Annotated in this window: 19 protein-coding genes; 15 read left to right on the top strand and 4 right to left on the bottom strand. The window is 68.6% G+C overall.

Features of this window, described 5'->3' with window-relative positions:
• Window positions 1-50: 50 nt before the first annotated feature.
• On the bottom strand, window positions 51-929 hold the full coding sequence (locus GSI01S_RS06290) for a glycosyltransferase family 2 protein (RefSeq protein WP_006895633.1): 879 nt from the start codon (window positions 927-929) through the stop codon (window positions 51-53).
• Between the two features lie 211 nt (window positions 930-1,140).
• A complete protein-coding gene (locus tag GSI01S_RS19470; RefSeq protein ID WP_156150513.1) occupies window positions 1,141-1,455 on the bottom strand; it encodes a hypothetical protein in 315 nt (104 codons plus the stop codon).
• 366 nt (window positions 1,456-1,821) lie between these two features.
• Here GSI01S_RS19470 and GSI01S_RS06280 point away from each other — a divergent pair, with 366 nt between their 5' ends.
• The 5 genes from GSI01S_RS06280 to GSI01S_RS06260 all read left to right on the top strand — a co-directional run bounded on the left by GSI01S_RS06280 (window position 1,822) and on the right by GSI01S_RS06260 (window position 6,625).
• Complete coding sequence (locus GSI01S_RS06280) at window positions 1,822-2,046, top strand: MbtH family protein (RefSeq protein ID WP_006895631.1); 225 nt, start codon at window positions 1,822-1,824, stop codon at window positions 2,044-2,046.
• A gap of 67 nt (window positions 2,047-2,113) precedes the next feature.
• Window positions 2,114-3,301, top strand: a complete 1,188-nt coding sequence (locus GSI01S_RS06275) for a sensor histidine kinase (RefSeq protein ID WP_006895630.1) — start codon at window positions 2,114-2,116, stop codon at window positions 3,299-3,301.
• 8 nt (window positions 3,302-3,309) lie between these two features.
• The gene (locus tag GSI01S_RS06270) at window positions 3,310-4,356 is read left to right on the top strand and encodes a hypothetical protein (protein WP_231650316.1); all 1,047 of its coding nucleotides are present in this window, start codon (window positions 3,310-3,312) and stop codon (window positions 4,354-4,356) included.
• Window positions 4,353-5,513 carry an ATP-binding protein gene (locus GSI01S_RS06265; RefSeq protein ID WP_101841534.1) on the top strand — a complete coding sequence of 387 codons (1,161 nt, stop codon included), beginning with the start codon at window positions 4,353-4,355 and terminating at the stop codon, window positions 5,511-5,513. Before GSI01S_RS06270 ends, GSI01S_RS06265 begins: the two co-directional genes overlap by 4 nt.
• Window positions 5,498-6,625: a DUF8320 family protein gene (locus tag GSI01S_RS06260; protein ID WP_006895627.1), complete on the top strand. Its 1,128-nt coding sequence runs from the start codon at window positions 5,498-5,500 to the stop codon at window positions 6,623-6,625. Before GSI01S_RS06265 ends, GSI01S_RS06260 begins: the two co-directional genes overlap by 16 nt.
• A gap of 39 nt (window positions 6,626-6,664) precedes the next feature.
• Here GSI01S_RS06260 and GSI01S_RS06255 read toward each other — a convergent pair whose 3' ends face one another.
• Window positions 6,665-7,174, bottom strand: coding sequence for an MTB12 C-terminal domain-containing protein (locus tag GSI01S_RS06255; RefSeq protein ID WP_006895626.1), 510 nt, complete (start codon window positions 7,172-7,174; stop codon window positions 6,665-6,667).
• A 57-nt stretch (window positions 7,175-7,231) separates the two neighbouring features.
• Window positions 7,232-7,990, bottom strand: coding sequence for an acetoacetate decarboxylase family protein (locus GSI01S_RS06250; protein WP_039867056.1), 759 nt, complete (start codon window positions 7,988-7,990; stop codon window positions 7,232-7,234).
• A gap of 170 nt (window positions 7,991-8,160) precedes the next feature.
• Here GSI01S_RS06250 and GSI01S_RS06245 point away from each other — a divergent pair, with 170 nt between their 5' ends.
• The 10 genes from GSI01S_RS06245 (at window position 8,161) to GSI01S_RS06200 (ending at window position 15,437) form a co-directional block, all read left to right on the top strand.
• The gene (locus tag GSI01S_RS06245; protein WP_372452498.1) at window positions 8,161-8,853 is read left to right on the top strand and encodes a response regulator; all 693 of its coding nucleotides are present in this window, start codon (window positions 8,161-8,163) and stop codon (window positions 8,851-8,853) included.
• Window positions 8,854-9,080: 227 nt separating this feature from the next.
• On the top strand, window positions 9,081-9,365 hold the full coding sequence (locus GSI01S_RS06240) for a LuxR C-terminal-related transcriptional regulator (protein WP_085950743.1): 285 nt from the start codon (window positions 9,081-9,083) through the stop codon (window positions 9,363-9,365).
• A gap of 65 nt (window positions 9,366-9,430) precedes the next feature.
• Window positions 9,431-10,609, top strand: a complete 1,179-nt coding sequence (locus GSI01S_RS06235) for a sensor histidine kinase (protein WP_006895622.1) — start codon at window positions 9,431-9,433, stop codon at window positions 10,607-10,609.
• A complete protein-coding gene (locus GSI01S_RS20615) occupies window positions 10,606-11,694 on the top strand; it encodes a DUF8320 family protein (RefSeq protein ID WP_006895621.1) in 1,089 nt (362 codons plus the stop codon). Before GSI01S_RS06235 ends, GSI01S_RS20615 begins: the two co-directional genes overlap by 4 nt.
• Window positions 11,695-11,937: 243 nt before the next feature.
• Window positions 11,938-12,306 carry a 50S ribosomal protein L14 gene (gene rplN / locus GSI01S_RS06225; RefSeq protein ID WP_006895620.1) on the top strand — a complete coding sequence of 123 codons (369 nt, stop codon included), beginning with the start codon at window positions 11,938-11,940 and terminating at the stop codon, window positions 12,304-12,306.
• 3 nt (window positions 12,307-12,309) lie between these two features.
• Entirely contained in the window at window positions 12,310-12,627 is a 318-nt protein-coding gene (gene rplX / locus GSI01S_RS06220) for a 50S ribosomal protein L24 (protein ID WP_006895619.1), read from the top strand.
• Window position 12,628: 1 nt separating this feature from the next.
• The gene (gene rplE / locus GSI01S_RS06215) at window positions 12,629-13,207 is read left to right on the top strand and encodes a 50S ribosomal protein L5 (protein ID WP_006895618.1); all 579 of its coding nucleotides are present in this window, start codon (window positions 12,629-12,631) and stop codon (window positions 13,205-13,207) included.
• Window positions 13,208-13,223: 16 nt separating this feature from the next.
• Window positions 13,224-13,409, top strand: coding sequence for a type Z 30S ribosomal protein S14 (locus GSI01S_RS06210; protein ID WP_006895617.1), 186 nt, complete (start codon window positions 13,224-13,226; stop codon window positions 13,407-13,409).
• A 125-nt stretch (window positions 13,410-13,534) separates the two neighbouring features.
• Window positions 13,535-14,227, top strand: coding sequence for a DUF6629 family protein (locus GSI01S_RS06205; protein ID WP_006895616.1), 693 nt, complete (start codon window positions 13,535-13,537; stop codon window positions 14,225-14,227).
• A 43-nt stretch (window positions 14,228-14,270) separates the two neighbouring features.
• The gene (locus GSI01S_RS06200) at window positions 14,271-15,437 is read left to right on the top strand and encodes an IS256-like element ISGsi1 family transposase (RefSeq protein WP_006895615.1); all 1,167 of its coding nucleotides are present in this window, start codon (window positions 14,271-14,273) and stop codon (window positions 15,435-15,437) included.
• Window positions 15,438-15,560 lie beyond the last annotated feature (123 nt).

Raw genomic sequence — 15,560 nt, 5'->3', positions numbered from 1 at the left:
GACGAGTCCGCCGGGGATCGTGACCCGATCCCCGGCGGCGCCGCTCGGATTCAGACGCGGGCGGTGTCGCTCGGGTCGTCGCTTCGGAAGATCCGGCGGAACGACATCGTCCCGGTCTTCGCGTCGTACGCGCGGGTCGGCAGCCAGGTGAACAGGTGCAGGACCCGGTTGTTCAGCACCTGCAGGCGGCTCTTGCGGGCTTCGCCGTGCAGCCCGTGGATGCGGTAGGTCTCCGGCAACTGCCGCATGTACCGGCCGTACGAACGCGGGCTGCTGCGGAAACGGCGCGCCGAGCTGTCGGCGGCCATGCCGACGATGAAGGCGATCCGATAGCCGGCCTCCCGGCAGCACAGCGACAGATCCAAGTCCTCGTACACGTCCGTGCGGTCGGAGACGGCGTCCCGGATCGTGGGCCACACCGCGGTGCGCAGAACGCTGTTGCCGCCGGTGGCCATGTGCAGACCGACGATTCCGCGCGGGTCGTCGGACTTGGCCCGCACCCGCGCGATGAGCCGCTGATTCGACTTCTCGAAGGTCTTCTTGAACGGAGAGTCGAACGGGGTGAGGGGGCCGGTGGCGAGCACCACGTCGTCGGGCATGTCGGCGAAGAACTCCCGGATGGAGCGGGCCCAGCCGGGGTGCGGAACCGTGTCGGCGTCCAGGCGCGCCGTCAGTTCACTCGTCGAGGCCTCGAATCCGGCGTTGCGCGCGAATATCAGTCCGGGGCGGGTCTCGCTGACCAGACGGATCCGCGGCTCCCGCGCGCTGCACTCGCTGACGATCTCGGCGGTGCGGTCGGTCGAACCGTTGTCGACCACGATGATCTCGTTGAGGTCCTCGATCTGTTCGCAGAGACGGGTCAGCGTCTGCGCGATCGAATCCTCCTCGTTGAGCGCCGGAACCATGACGGAGAGAGTTGGGTGAGTCACAAAGCCGAACCCTACCGCCCAATGCGGACAGTTCGGAGTTTGTCGGCGGACAGATCTGGGTGTGTCGGCGTTTCAGATGAATCTGCGATCAGATCCGTCGAATCGGACACGCTACCCGCCCCAAGTCGTGTGTGATCTATATCGCAGACTCAACACTCGCGATGTGGATCGGAAGCTGTAACAGAATGATCGGGGTCGGCCGATAGTCCGTTCAGCTGACAGATTGAAGGCGCCGCTCTTCAACGCCCGTGCCGTGGTACGCGTTGAGCCAGCGGATGGCCGAAGAGACGATGCGAAGGTCCTCATGGGGCCCGACGGTGCGGAGGCGATAGGGGAGAAGGTTCATGAGCGCGGCGAACAGCGCGGCGTTCGCCGAGTGGTCGGAGTAACCGCCGGCCTCGAGGCGGCAAGCGATCTCGTCCGCGAGTTCGGCATAGGTGACCGGCTTGCCCGCGAGGCGGACGGCGACGAGCCGCGGCATCGTGATGCTGCGGTCTTCGATGCGTTCGAGCAGATCGCTACTCATGGTGATCACCTGTACTTCTCTAGCTGCCGCTGTGGTCGTGCGTTTGAATGAGTATGTCCTGCTGACAACGGTCCGCGATAGGGGTTAGTTCCCAGAACTGCTCGCGATCGGTCCGAACGTATGTGCAGGCGGTCCGGTTTGCCGCTGTTTTTGCAGGTGAGCGCGGTGCTGCGGGGCCTCTGTGGCCAAAGTTGCAATTGTTTAACAAAGCACATCGCAGCGCGCGCCCGGCATGTTTTTGCGGAATCGGCCGCCGGGCTGCGATTATCGTCAGGTGTGACCGGTTGACTGGCCGGAGGATGAGGCCCGCCGGGCTCTGCTGTGTGGGCCGCCGCACCGGACTGCGGCGGCCGGAAGGAATGAGTGATGACCAACCCGTTCGACGATGAAGACGGCCGGTTCTACGTTCTGGTGAACGCGGAGAACCAGCATTCGCTGTGGCCGACGTTCGCGGACATCCCGGCCGGCTGGACCAAGGTGTTCGGCGAGGACAGTCGAGAAGCGTGCCTGGAGTACGTGGAGAAGAACTGGACCGACTTGCGCCCGCAGAGTCTGATCGACGCGATGGAAGCAGACCAGAAGAACGCCTGACCGGCCCGTTCGGGCGACGTTTCACGCTTGGGGAAACCGCGGTCTCGCCGGGTCGGGAGAGGGAGCGATGCCGGCTAGTCGATCGGTGCCGTCGGTGTCGGCGCGGATGCAGGCGACCGGCACCACCGTATTCGGCTTCACCTATCTCGGTATCTTCTTCCTCGCGCCCGGCGATCTCGACCGCTACTTCGCGCTCACCGGCCACTGGTGGCGGTGGCTGGGCATCGCCGTCGTCCTGGCTTCCGCGCTCGCCGTCGTCGCCGTCGGGGTCACCCGCCGGATCGATCGGCTCGAACCGGTGGCCGTCGGCTGTGCCCTCGCCTTCCTCGCGCTGATCGCCGGGTGGGACGGGCACGTGGGCCAGGTTCCGGCGAACGGGTTCGATCACGGCATCGTCTTCATCCCCCAGATCGCGAGCTGCCTGCTGGTGTTGTGCGGCAGGCTCGGCTTCGCGGTCGCGAACCTCGTGGTCGCCGGCGGGCTCAGCCTTCTCGTCGCCTCGATCGCCTCGGGAGGCGTGGCCTGGGTGGACCTCGCCGCGGGACTGTGGGTTCTGGCCCTCGCCGGAATCTATCTGGGCATCTGCTGGGCGGTGATGAGCGCAGCGCACCGGTTCGACGAACAGCGGCAGGAGGCGGCCGCGCGAGCCGTGGCACTGCTGCGGAGCAACGTCCGCGACGCCGAACGGCGCCGGATCGACGCGATGGTGCACGACCGCCTCATCGCGCTCCTGACGGCTCTGCGACCCGGGCCGCTGTCCGTGGGCCTTCGGCAGAACATCTCGGGTGTGCTCGACGAACTCGCGAACTGGTCGACCGAGGTGGAGCCGGGCGCGGAGCGGATCCGGGCGACCGAGTTCCTGCAGCGACTGCGTCTGTCCGTCGACGATCTCGGTTCCGGGGTCGAGGTGGAAGCCGTGGTCTCCGCTCCGCCGGGCACCGAGTTCCCGGCCGCGGCGGCCGACACCGTGATCGAAGCGGTCGGGGAAGCGGTACGCAACTTCCATCGGCACGCCGGCCCCGAGGCGTCCGGCGCCGTGCTCTGCGGCGTGGGGCCCGACCGGATCAGTGCGGTGGTCGTGGACGACGGAGTCGGATTCGACCCGGAGGCGATTCCTGCGCACCGCATCGGGGTGGCCCTCGGGATTCTGGAACGGATGCGCCAGCTCGACGGCGGCACCAGCCGGGTGGTCAGTGCTCCGGGCGCCGGAACCCGAGTGGAACTCGGCTGGGCCGATCCGGGCGCTGACCGGTGAGCGCCGCTGTGGAGCCCAGAAGAACGATCACCGAACCTGCGGTGCGTCGTGCACCGATGGTGGTGGTGTTGGCCGGATACCTCGTTGCGCTGGGCATTCTGATGGCGGTCCGCGGTGCGGTGGAACCGCGGGGCTTCGCGTACTGGGTCGGCGCCGGCTGCGGGCTGGCGCTCTACACCGCGGCTTTCGCGGTGACGCTCTCTCCGCCCCCGGGGCGATTCGGCCGTAGCCCGGCACTGGTGGCCATCGGTCTGACGCTGGTGGCGCAGGCGGTGGTGTGGGTGGCCGTCGCGGCCGACGGTGTCACCGACGCCCACGCATACCTGCCGATGTTCGTCACGGCCTTCGTGCTGGAGACACTGCTGGTGTTCCGCAGCCGGGCCGTGATCGCCTGGGTGGGTGCACTGAGCGGCATCGCCCTCGGTCTGGTGCTCGGCGCGGTCACCGGCGCGACCCACTGGTGGAGCACCGTCCAGACCACGACGGCGGTGCTCCTCGCCGCAGCCACGGCGGCCACGGCGATGCTGTCGCCGCTGTTCCGGGAACTCGACGCGCTGGCCGCCAGACACGAGCGCGCCTCCGACGAGGAGGGCGCGGGGAAGGCTGCGCTGCTGGCACGTGAGGAGCGGATCGCGCGGATCGACGGGAGGGTGCGTCCGCTGCTGGAGAACGTGCTCGACGCCGATCAGGTCACCGGAGCCGACGTCCGGACCGCACGGCTGATCGAGGCCCTCCTGCGCGATGGCATCCGAGCGCCGTCATTCGACACCTCCGAGGTCCGCAGGGCGGTGTGGCGCGCGAGAGACCGCGGCGTGTCGGTGACCCTGCTCGACGACGGCGGCCTGAGCGAGGTGACCGTCGACGAAGCCGCAGTGATCCTGGCGCAGGTCTCGACGGTCCTGTGCGCCGAACTCGACGCATTATCCGAAGGCGAGGTGGTGGCCCGCGTGGCGCCGCCCGGCCGCTGCCCGGTGGCATCGGTGACGGTGGCGCACGGCGGCACTCGGCGGCGGGTCGAGTTCAGCGGCGGACGCACCCGGGTGGTGGAGTCGTGAACGAACTCCGGATGCGGCGCGGCGCCGCGGTCTGCATGGCGATCACATCGCTGCTCGTGCCGACCCTGATGCTCGCGTACTACGACCAGGTGGTGGTCCTGGTGGAGGTGTGGTGGCTCCCGGTCAGCATCTCGCTCGTCGGCGGATCGGCGACGGCCCTGCTCCTGGACGCGTCGTTCGGGAACGGGCGCCGCGTAGGTCCGCTCTCCCTGCTCCTCGGCGTCGCCAATGCGGCCGCCGTGGTGCTGTGGCTCGTCGCGTGGAAAGGCGGTGCGGCGCCGTCGACGTACGGGTCGCCGCCGATCTGGCCCGCCAACACCGTGGTCCTGCCCGCCGTGGTGATGGCGACGGTGTACCGGCCCCGGGTGACGGTGACGTACACGGCATTCGTGCTGATCCTGCTCGCGACCGCGCAGCAGTACGTGAAGCAGGGGCAACTCGGCACCATCGGCTATGCGAACTCGTTGCTGACCGCCACACTGGTCGGTGTGTTCCTCACGGTGGAGTACTCGATGATGCGTGCGCTGCGCGAGACCGATGCGCGCCGGGACCGAATCCTGGCGGCGAGTGCGAATGCCGCGAGTCGAGCCGCCCGGACGGCTGAGCGAGAGCGGCTCGACGCGGTGGTGCGCGACGGAGTGGTCGCGATGCTCAGACTGGTGTCGGAGAACCCGGCCGACGCCGAGACGAGGAGGGAGGCGGCCACGGCGCTCGCCGACCTCGATGGCCGTTCGGCCCCCTACCGGCCGCCCCTGCACGTCTCGGCTCGCGAGTCGGTCCTCCGGCTGCGAGAGGCGGTGAACGCGATCGGCGACGACACGATGATCGACCTCCGGGTCGACGATCCGGAGATCGAGTACCCGCACGTGCTCGTCGAGTCACTCGTCGACGCGGCCGCCGAAGCGGTCGCCAACGCGGTCACCCATGCCGGGCCGGGATCCTCGCGCGCACTCGTCGGTGTCTTCGACGCACACCTCATCCGTCTCCGGATCGTCGACGACGGCGTCGGCTTCGATCCGGACCGCGTGCCGCCCGACCGTGCGGGCATCGAACTCGGAATCCTCCGCCGCATGCGCGAACAGCCCGGCGGCGGCGCCTGGATCGATTCCTCGGCGTCCGACGGAACGATGGTGTCGCTGGAATGGCGCAGGCCGTGACCGCGACGGTCCGCCGCGCCCCGCACCCGTCCGGCGACGCGCGGCCCGGCCGGGGACCGGAGACCATGGCGGAGATGCTCGGTCTCGGCCGCCCCGGACTGCGGGTGGCCGTGGGAGCGGTGATGGTCGCGTACGTGGTGGTGGAACTGTTCCTGCCACGGCTCGACCTCAGCTTCGCACAGCTCACTGCGATGGTCGTCGGATCGATCGGTCTGGCCGCATCGTTGTGTCTGGCGACCTGCGGTGTGGACGACCCGCTGTCGCGGCCGGCGGCGATCGTCGTGGTCTGTCTCGGCGCGGCCTCGGGCGCGGTGGTGTGGTGGTCGATTCCGGTGGGACCGGCCAACTGGGTGCGCCCCAGCGCGCCGATGATCGCGTACGCGGTCGCGATGTGTCTGCTGATCGTGCGCGGCCGGGCGAGGTGGGCGTGGTTGGGGTTCGTGCTGGTGATCGGACTGTCGTGCGTGGCGGTGGCGGCGTGGGGCTGGCGTCCGGGCACGGCGGTCCCGGTGGCGCTGCGCATGCTCGCGGCGATGGTGCCGGCCTCGCTGATGATGCTCTACGTCCGGCCGCTGCTGGCGTTCGCCCGCGTGCTCGACCGCCGCGAGGTCGCGGCCGTCCAAGCGAGCGCTGCGCACGAGGCGACGCTGATTCAGCGGCGCGCGCAGCTCGACGCCCTCAACGAGGAGGTCCGGCCCTTTCTGGAACGACTCTCCGTCGGTGACGGGTTCTCGCCCGGCGAGGTGATGCGGGCGCGACTGGTGGAGGCCGAGCTGAGGGATGAGGTCCGCGGCCGCGGCTGGATGTCGCAGCCCGTGCGGGACGCCGCGGCGGCGGCGCGGGAGCGCGGTGTCGATGTCAGGCTGTTCGACGACCGGCGGGTCGACGCGCGGGGCGGGGTCGCCGACGGCCCCCTCCACGCCGAACTCGTCGCGGTGCTCACCCGGGCGCGGCGGGGCGGGGTGACCGCCCGTCTGCTTCCTGCCGGCCGGGACGTGGTGGCGTCCATCGGCGAATCCGACGGCACCCGCACGCGGCGGCGCGTGTGCGCGGTCTCGACCGCCGGTGAACTGGCCTGGAGAGACGACACCGGCGGCGCATCCTCGGACTGAGGAGCGCCGCCGGTGCGGAGACTGAGTCGAGATCCCCGGTCAGTGCTTGGGCATCATCGAGGTCAGCGTGGTGACCGAGGCGCCGGCCAGCTTCCACTGTCCGTCCTGCTTCACCATCGCGAGCTGGATGTCGACCGGTGCCGGAGCGTGCGGCGACTTGACGGCGGTCACGGCCACCGCCTTGTTCTCACCGTCGGCCTTGACCGACTTCACGGTGTAGGCGTCGGGGGTGTAGCCGGCCGGACCGGAGGCCTTGGCGAAGGCGTTGAGCGCCTCGGCCGACCCGGGAGTCGAGGTGTCGACGACCTTGGAGAGGTCGTCGATCGAGGTGTTGCCGTCGACCGCGGTCCGGATGATCTCCTGTGCCTTGGCGTTGTCGAGGCCTTCGACACCGGCCATGGCGCTCGATTCGACGCTCGCCGACTGCGAAGCGGAGGCGGTGCTCGCGGTGTCGTCGTCGGAGTTCGAGCATGCCGCCAGCAGTGCGGTGGTGGCGGCGACGGCCGCGAGCGCGGCGGCGGGGCGACGGAGGTTTCGGATGGCGGTCATGGCTCTCCTAGTGGTCAGACGGGATTATTTAGGCAAGCCTAACAGCAGATGTCGCCGTCAGGGTGCCGGGGTGAGCACGGTCGCATCGTCGAAGGTCATCGACAGGTCGGCCACCGACGACGCCATCAGCGCGCGCCGGGACAGATCCAGGCGCCGCAGTTCGTCCGCGATCGGGTGGTCGCCCAGCGTCAGGCGCGCGCCACCCAGTCGGGTCCTGGTTCCCGAGGTGGAGGTCAGACGCCACGGGGTCCGGCGCGCGACGCCGTCGAGTTGCGAATACGCCTGCAGAACGGTGTCGCGCGCGCTGTCGGGAACCGGGACGCCACGGCTCACGGTGAGGTCGGCGATGAGCCTGCCGTCCTGGCTGACGCGTCCGTGCTTCACCGCCGAGTCGTGGTCGACCTCGAAATCGGCGAGGATCTTCGGGAAGCCCCAGATCCCGCGGCCGGCCGCCAGAGTGAACTCGCCGTCCACCGGCAGATCGTGGATCAACGCATGGGCGTCGGCCGACGCCAGGGATCGCATCGCGGACAGCGCCGAGGCCTGCCGCCCGGGCGGCTGCATGAGGAAGCAGACGCCGAACTCGTTGTACGGCCCGAGGTCGCCGTCCCGGTAGTCGACGAAGACGAGCATGCACAGTGCTCGTCCGCGGCGCACCTGCAACGGTGCCAGGTCCAGGTCGCCGCGGCGGCGGACGGCGGCGCGCACGGCTTCGGTGTCGGCGGTGAACCCGGCGACGAAGCAGCGTGCCGACCGGATCCGTACGGGCATCTCGACGTCGACGCCCAGAACGTCGTGAACTCGCATGTCAGTCATCTGTCTCACGCTACGTCGTGAGTCTGGCGTTGCGGGTGAGTTCCCTGGTGAAGGAGATGGCGCATGTCACGGACTTTGGTCCCCCGAACGAAGGAACACCGAGATCTTGTCGGAGGCGTTCGATACTTTGAAGACGTCCGAGATGTTCGTATCGGACAGGGGATGGGGAGATGACGAAGCACATGGACGACGACGGCGGTCCGCGGACGCCCGAGTCCGGGATCGTTCGCGTCGGGATGGTCGACGACCACCAGTCGCCGGTATGGGGGATCGAAAGGATTCTGGAGCGTCAGGACGACCTCGAACTCGTCGGCTCCGCACCCACCGTGGCCGAGCTCCTGGACAAGGCGACGGATCTCGACGTCGTGATCCTCGACCTGCGTCTCAATGACGGAACCACCCCGCGGGAGAACGTCAGCACGCTCGCCGATCACGGCATCGTGACGGTCGTCTACACCTCCGGTGAGCATCCGGACCTGCTGCGCTCGGCTGCCCGCGCGGGGACGCTCGCGGTGGTTCTCAAGTCCGCCTCCGAGGAGGAGATCCTCGCCGCGATCCGCGCCGCGGCCGGCGGCGAGGAAGTGCTGACCACCGAGTGGGCGGCCGCCATCGACGGTGACCCGAACCTCGATGCCGTCGACCTGAGTCCGCAGCTGCAACGAGTGCTGACGCTGTATGCGTCCGGCGGGACGTCGGTCAGCGTCGGACAGGAGTTGGGTGTCACCCCGGACACGGTCAACGAGTACCTGAAGCGGATCCGGCAGAAGTACGCCGATGCGGGCCGTCCCACGCGCACCAAACTCGACCTGTTCAAACGTGCGGTCGAAGACGGCTGGCTCCCGATGCCGCTCCGGGACTCCTGAGGGGCCTTCTCCGCTGCTCACATGCCGTGCGTCACAGCGCGCGGAACGCCCGAAGATGTCCCTATTTCTGGGTCTACCGGGGCGGCGACGCCGTTCGTAACGTTGATTGTGAGCCTGGGCGATTCCTGTTCAGGTGCCAACCACAGCCGGTCGGGGATTTGACAGGAGGATCGCCTGTGAGCGTTGCCGAACTCGAGGTCGGAATCAACGATGGGCGGGTGCCCCGCATGACGGCGCCGGTGGTCGATGCAGCAGTACTGCCGCATCTGGTCGTCGCACCTCCGTCGCGACCCGCACTGTCGACACGTGAGGTCGAAGTGCTCCTCGCGTGGATGGCGGCGGAGTCGAAAGAGGACGCCGCGAACAAACTCTTCATCTCTCAGTCGACCGTGAGCACGCATATTTCGCGGATTCGTGCCAAGTACGCGGCCGTCGGCCGCCCGGCACCGACGAAAGCGCACCTTCTCGCTCGCGCATTGCAGGACGGGTATACGACACTAGAGGAGTGGTGACCCGGACTTTCATCAGAAGTCGCCGCCCGCTGTCCGGATCTCCGGACGGCGGGCGGCGACATTCGATGGGAACGGTTCTCGGCGGCGACCCTCAGCGTGACCGCGTCCGAACCTCCCTGGCCAGGTTCGTCGGAATCGGCTATCTCATCTACGCGGTGATCGCGCTGCCGCAGATGGCGTCTGAAGCCGATGGACGGCTGCCGCAGTGGTACCCGGTGGCCGCCGCCCTGCTCGCCTTCGGCCCGGGCTTCGCACTGTTGGCGGCCTCGCTGGTGAGAGCCTGGCATCGCGGCATCGCGGCCCTTGCACTCTCGTGCGCGATCGGCCTGTTCGCCGCGGCGGTGCTGTGGCTGGCGCTGTGCCGCGCCGAGACACAGAGCCCGGCGTTCTGGATCCTCGACTTCGCCGGCCTGGTGGGCATGGCAGCGGTCCTGGTGCGGCCGGTCCGCGAGGCGATCGCACTGCTGGCCGTCGCCAAGCTTCTGGGTGCGATGGTCGCGGTCTGGTACGTCACCGGCGCCGATGTGTGGTCGGCGGTGGAGGAGGCGCTCTTCGGGATCGTGTTCACGTCGGTGTGTGTTCTGTTGGCCCATCGGGTGCTGCGGCTCGGCGCGGAACTCGACGAGTCCCGATCGAAAGCCGAATCGGCAGTCGCTCAGGGAGTGGCAGAGGTGGAGGCGGCGCGGGTCGACGCCCTCATTCACGACTATGTGCTCTCGACCTTCGTGGCGGTGGCGGCCGACCGGGACGACCCACGAGTGGCCGACCAGGCCGCCGGTGCACTCGAGGCGCTGGACCGGCTGGCCGATGAAGCGGGAACGCCCGACGACGTGGGCGCCAGGGAGGCGGTGGCCCGGCTGCGGGCGGTGATCGCGCGGATCGACGGCGATCTGCCGGTGACGGTCGAGATCGACGACCACGCGATCGCCTGTCCCGACACGGTGATCTCGGCGTTGGCCGAGGCAGCCGCCGAGGCCGTGCGTAACAGCGTCGTCCACGCCGGCGCCGCGGCTGCGACGGCGGTGTTCATCGGAATCGGGCCCGACCTGATCCAGATCGTGGTGACCGACGACGGGGTGGGCTTCGATCCCGAATCGGTGTCGGCGGACCGCCTCGGGCTGGCGCTGAGCATCCGCCATCGCGTCGGCGCGCTCCGCGGTGGAGAGGCCGTCGTCGTCAGCAGGCCGGGACAGGGCTGCACTGTCCGTCTGCGCTGGTCACCGGCGGCGGTGAGCGTCGGATGACCGCGCCGGATCGGGTTGCGGCAGACCGCGCCGCCCAGCAGGGGAGTGCCGACGTCGCGACCGTGCTCGGTCTGCGGAGCCGGGGCGCGGCGCTGGTGGTGGCCTGTGCTTGGACGGCGTTCGCCGCACTCGGTCTGGCCAGCGGCGACGTGCGGGCGCCGGCCGCGTATGTCGGCGGGTTCGTGATCCTGGGCGCCGGCTGGGTCGCCGGACTGCGCTCGCCGTCCGACCCGATGCGGCCGTGGCACGCGGTCGCCGTGGCGGCGTCCGGCGTGGCCGCGTCCGGGCTGTCCGTCTGGGCGGCCGAGGTGAGCGACCGTGCGGCAGTCTTGTCACTCGGCGGCGCCGTGGCATTGACGTCGCTGGTCCTCGCGGTGCGCGGGCAGATCGCGATCGCGTGGGCGGGCGGACTCCTGGGCGTGCTCGCCACGGCCGTGGCGGCCCAGGCTCGCGACATCGACTTCGTGACGGCGGCGCAGATCGCGGTGCCCGGGAACATCGGGATACTGGCAGCGGCCACCTTCTTCGCGATGATCATCCGGCCACGCGTCCGGCAGATCAGTGCCATGCGCAGGCTGCGAGAACGGGGCCTGCGAGAACGGGGCCTGGGGGAACGGGGCGGGGCGGACGGGGAGCCCCTGGCGGTCCGCGGCGACCGCATCCGACAGCTGCAGGACGGGGTGCGGCCGCTGCTCGAGCGCATCGCCTCGGGTGAACCGCTGACCGACCGGGAAGTGGCGATGTGTCTGCTCGTGGAGGCCGGCTTGCGCGACCGCATCCGGGCTCCGGGGCTCGATGTCCCCGAACTGGCCGAGGCCGCGTGGCAGGCGCGAGCACGCGGCGTCCGCGTGCTGCTGCTGGACGACCGGAAGGCAGCGCCGGTCCTCGACAGCACCGTGCTGCACGACGTCCGGCAGGCCGCCGTCGGGGTGCTGACGGGGGCGCGCGCCGGCGCGCAGGTCACGGTGCGGCTCCTGCCCGAGCGGCGAGACCGGTACGCCACGATCGCCGTCGCCGAGGACGGTTCCGCCCGCAGGATCGACTTTCCACCGGAGCCCGCCGAAGGCGGACGGCCGGCACGGTGAGCACTCGCAGGCGAGGTTTCCCCAGGTCCCGGCGCTGAACTGATTTGGCTGCAGCAGGGGGATCGGCCTACACTAGAGCGGTTGCCTGCGGCGTGTGCGCCGCGAGTCGAGCCGCGAACCCACTGCGGCGTCCTCCGGAATCCGGGGAACGCCCAGGCAGGCGCGGGTTTCGATGGTGACAGACCGTGTGCGTCGGGTCGGAAATCCGGCGGACATAAGTATCCAGGTCAAGGAGACTACGCAGTGATTCAGCAGGAATCGCGGCTGCGCGTGGCCGACAACACCGGTGCGAAGGAGATCCTCTGCATCCGTGTTCTCGGTGGATCGTCGCGGCGCTACGCCGGCGTGGGTGACGTCATCGTCGCCACCGTCAAGGACGCCATCCCCGGCGGAAACATCAAGAAGGGTGAGGTCGTCAAGGCCGTCATCGTGCGCACCGTCAAGGAGCGCCGTCGCCCGGACGGCTCGTACATCAAGTTCGATGAGAACGCGGCCGTCATCCTCAAGAACGAGAGCGACCCGCGCGGTACCCGCATCTTCGGCCCGGTCGGCCGCGAGCTGCGTGACAAGCGCTTCATGAAGATCGTTTCGCTCGCACCGGAGGTGATCTGACCCATGAAGATCCATAAGGGTGACACCGTCATCGTCATCGCGGGCAAGGACAAGGGCGCCAAGGGCAAGGTCATCGAGGCCTACCCGAAGCGCGAGCGCGTGCTCGTCGAGGGCGTCAACCGCATCAAGAAGCACACCAGCGCCTCGGCGAACGAGCGCGGTGCGGAGTCCGGCGGCATCGTGACGCAGGAGGCTCCGATCCACGTCTCGAACGTGATGATCGTCGACGCCGACGGCAACCCGACCCGCGTCGGTTACCGCCGCGACGAGGAGACCGGCAAGAACGTCCGCATCTCCCGCAAGACCGGGAAGGACATCTGATATGACCACTTCTGAGAAGGTCCAGCCTCGCCTGAAGCTCAAGTACCGCGAGGAGATCAAGGGCAAGCTGAACGAAGAGTTCAACTACGCCAACGTCATGCAGATCCCCGGCGTCGTCAAGGTCGTCGTGAACATGGGTGTCGGCGACGCCGCCCGTGACGCCAAGCTGATCAACGGTGCCGTCGCCGACCTGGCGCTCATCACCGGTCAGGCTCCGGAGATCCGCCGCGCCCGCAAGTCCATCGCGCAGTTCAAGCTGCGTGAGGGCATGCCGATCGGTGCGCGCGTCACCCTCCGCGGCGACCGCATGTGGGAGTTCCTCGATCGCCTCGTGTCGATCGCCCTCCCGCGTATCCGCGACTTCCGCGGTCTGAGCGACCGCCAGTTCGACGGCAACGGCAACTACACCTTCGGCCTCAACGAGCAGTCGATGTTCCACGAGATCAACATCGACTCGATCGACCGGCCGCGTGGCATGGACATCACGGTCGTCACCTCGGCCACCACGGACGACGAAGGCCGTGCGCTGCTTCGCGCTCTGGGCTTCCCGTTCAAGAGCAACGACGCAGCCGCGAACTGAGATAGGGACAACTGAGATGGCAAAGAAGGCTCTGGTCAACAAGGCCAACAAGAAGCCCAAGTTCGCAGTCCGGGGTTACACCCGCTGCAACAAGTGCGGACGCCCGCACTCGGTGTACCGCAAGTTCGGCCTGTGCCGCGTCTGCTTCCGCGACATGGCGCACGCCGGCGAGCTGCCGGGTGTGCAGAAGTCCAGCTGGTGACTTCCCGCCGATAGGCATGTGACGAGGACCCGTCTCCTTCAAGGAGGCGGGTCCTCGTCCGTTCTGCGGCGCGGCCGAGGGTGAATGTCCGCTGCCGTGCCCGCGCGAGTGGCAGGATTCGACGCATGTGCTTCAGCGCGACTGCGAGTTTCGTGGGCGCCGGTGTGATCACCGCGGTGGGCGCCACCACCCTGTGCCTGGTCCGGGATGTGCGGCAGCTGCCCTTCGCGGCGCTGCCGTTGCTCTTCGGGGTGCATCAGGCGCTGGAGGGATGGACTTGGCTGGCGCTCGGCGACCGCAGCGAGGCGCTGCTCTCCGGCGCAGGCGTGCACATGTGGGTGATGTTCGCGTGGGCCGTGCTGCCTGCCTACATCCCGTGGGCCGTGTGGCTGATGGAATCGGAGCCACACCGGCGCCGGTTGCAGACGGTTCCGCTGGGAGTCGGCGCGGTGCTCGCGGTGTACATGCTGTATCTCGCGATCCAGCCCGGTATCAGCGTCGCGGTGGTCGACGGCAACCTCGACTACCGGCTCGGCGTCCCGTTCAGTGCTGCCTGGCTGGCCGTTCCCTATGTGTTCGCCACCTGCGTCGCGCCGATGTCGAGCTCGCACCGCTACGTCGTCGCGATGGGAGCGGGCAATCTCGTCGCGATGAGCGTCGCCGCGGTGATGAACGCCGCGGGATACGCCTCGATCTGGTGCACCTTCGCCGCATTCCTCAGCTTGATCGTGTTCGCACACTTCGCGGTGGAACAGCGGAACCGGAGGCGGGTTAAAGGCCAACATGTGTGTACAGATCCGCTGATTTCTGATGCCTGACCTCGGGTGATGGTGGGTCGAACATGCTTTGAAAGCATGTTCGGTGTCAGGTTCTCGGAATTCCCCATCCTGTGGTGTATGCGGTCGCAAGCTCGTCAAGAACGGAACCACCAGCGCCGGCCGCACCCGCTGGCGCTGCAAGGACTGCGGCGCCTCCAGCACCCAGAAGCGCCCCGATGTCACCCGCAAAGCCGAGCTCACCGCGTTCCACACCTGGCTCCTGCACGGCCGACAGCCCGACCACGTCATCGCCCGCACCTTCCGCCGCTCACGCTCCTGGTGCTGGAACATCGAAGTCCCGCCACCACCGCCGCTGACCGAGCCGGCACAGGTGTTGATGCTCGATGGCACCTACTTCCAATCCTGGTGCCTGCTGATCGCCTTCGACGGCACCCACGTCGTCGACTGGCAATGGTGTGACCGCGAGAAGAAGATCGCCTGGCAGCAGATCCTGCAACGCCAACCCGCCCCACGCATCGCGGTCATCGACGGCGGCCGCGGGCTGCTCTCAGCGATCTCCGACGACTGGCCCACCACCCGAGTCCAACGCTGCTACTTCCACATCTTCCAGACCATCCGCCGCCACCACACGTACAACCCGAGAACTGACGCAGCACGCCAAATCATCTCTCTGACAACAGCTTTGATGAACATCCGCAACGCCGACCAGGCCGTGCTGTGGCTGCAGGCCTACAACGACTGGGAGCATGAACACGACCGATTCCTCCGGCATCGGACCTACGCCCGCCCGCACACCGTCCGCCCCCGAGGCGTCGCCGAGGCCAGCACCTGGTGGTACACCCACCGCGACCTCCGCCGCACCCGCGGCCTGTTCCGCAAGCTCATCGCCGCCGAGCACCTGTTCACCTGGATCGACCCCCGCCTGACCGACGAGGACCACCCGCTCCCGCGGACCACCTCACCTCTCGAAGGCGGCCCCAACAAGGCCCTCAAGGACCTGTTCCGCACCCATCGAGGGTTCCTCACCGAACACGCCCGCCGGGCCGCCGAATGGAAACTGAACAGCCTCACCGCCCACCCACACGATCCGTGGAGCCTGGTCCGCGCCGAGCACTACAACCCACCGCCGCCACGACCGAAGGAAACTCCGCTCGAAGACGAGCAGATCGGACCGGCCGCCTACGACACCGGCTTCAACTGGGAAGACGGCAACGGTATCCAACACGGCTGGGGAGGACGAAACCGATAAACCACCCCGACGCCACGCCCGGGCCGTACACACATTTTGGCCTTTAACCCCCGGAGGCTCGCCGCGTAGCGTCCAGACACCGATGGCCCCACCGTATTCGGCGAGGCCATCGGGTTCGGGACG

The sequence above is a fragment of the Gordonia sihwensis NBRC 108236 genome, assembly GCF_000333035.1.
GTDB classification, from domain to species: Bacteria; Actinomycetota; Actinomycetes; order Mycobacteriales; family Mycobacteriaceae; genus Gordonia; species Gordonia sihwensis.
Note: the sequence above shows the minus strand (reverse complement) of the source record. Positions and strands in the feature narration are given on the sequence as shown.

Coding starts and splice junctions, on each gene's coding strand:
- GSI01S_RS06235 (WP_006895622.1), top strand. CDS start 9,431: ATGGGAACGGTTCTCGGCGGCGACCCTCAGCGTGACCGCGTCCGAACC.
- GSI01S_RS06210 (WP_006895617.1), top strand. CDS start 13,224: ATGGCAAAGAAGGCTCTGGTCAACAAGGCCAACAAGAAGCCCAAGTTC.
- rplE (WP_006895618.1), top strand. CDS start 12,629: ATGACCACTTCTGAGAAGGTCCAGCCTCGCCTGAAGCTCAAGTACCGC.
- GSI01S_RS06240 (WP_085950743.1), top strand. CDS start 9,081: ATGACGGCGCCGGTGGTCGATGCAGCAGTACTGCCGCATCTGGTCGTC.
- GSI01S_RS06245 (WP_372452498.1), top strand. CDS start 8,161: ATGACGAAGCACATGGACGACGACGGCGGTCCGCGGACGCCCGAGTCC.
- GSI01S_RS20615 (WP_006895621.1), top strand. CDS start 10,606: ATGACCGCGCCGGATCGGGTTGCGGCAGACCGCGCCGCCCAGCAGGGG.
- GSI01S_RS06250 (WP_039867056.1), bottom strand. CDS start 7,990: ATGACTGACATGCGAGTTCACGACGTTCTGGGCGTCGACGTCGAGATG.
- GSI01S_RS06275 (WP_006895630.1), top strand. CDS start 2,114: ATGCCGGCTAGTCGATCGGTGCCGTCGGTGTCGGCGCGGATGCAGGCG.
- GSI01S_RS06280 (WP_006895631.1), top strand. CDS start 1,822: ATGACCAACCCGTTCGACGATGAAGACGGCCGGTTCTACGTTCTGGTG.
- GSI01S_RS06205 (WP_006895616.1), top strand. CDS start 13,535: ATGTGCTTCAGCGCGACTGCGAGTTTCGTGGGCGCCGGTGTGATCACC.
- GSI01S_RS06260 (WP_006895627.1), top strand. CDS start 5,498: ATGGCGCAGGCCGTGACCGCGACGGTCCGCCGCGCCCCGCACCCGTCC.
- GSI01S_RS06255 (WP_006895626.1), bottom strand. CDS start 7,174: ATGACCGCCATCCGAAACCTCCGTCGCCCCGCCGCCGCGCTCGCGGCC.
- GSI01S_RS19470 (WP_156150513.1), bottom strand. CDS start 1,455: ATGAGTAGCGATCTGCTCGAACGCATCGAAGACCGCAGCATCACGATG.
- rplX (WP_006895619.1), top strand. CDS start 12,310: ATGAAGATCCATAAGGGTGACACCGTCATCGTCATCGCGGGCAAGGAC.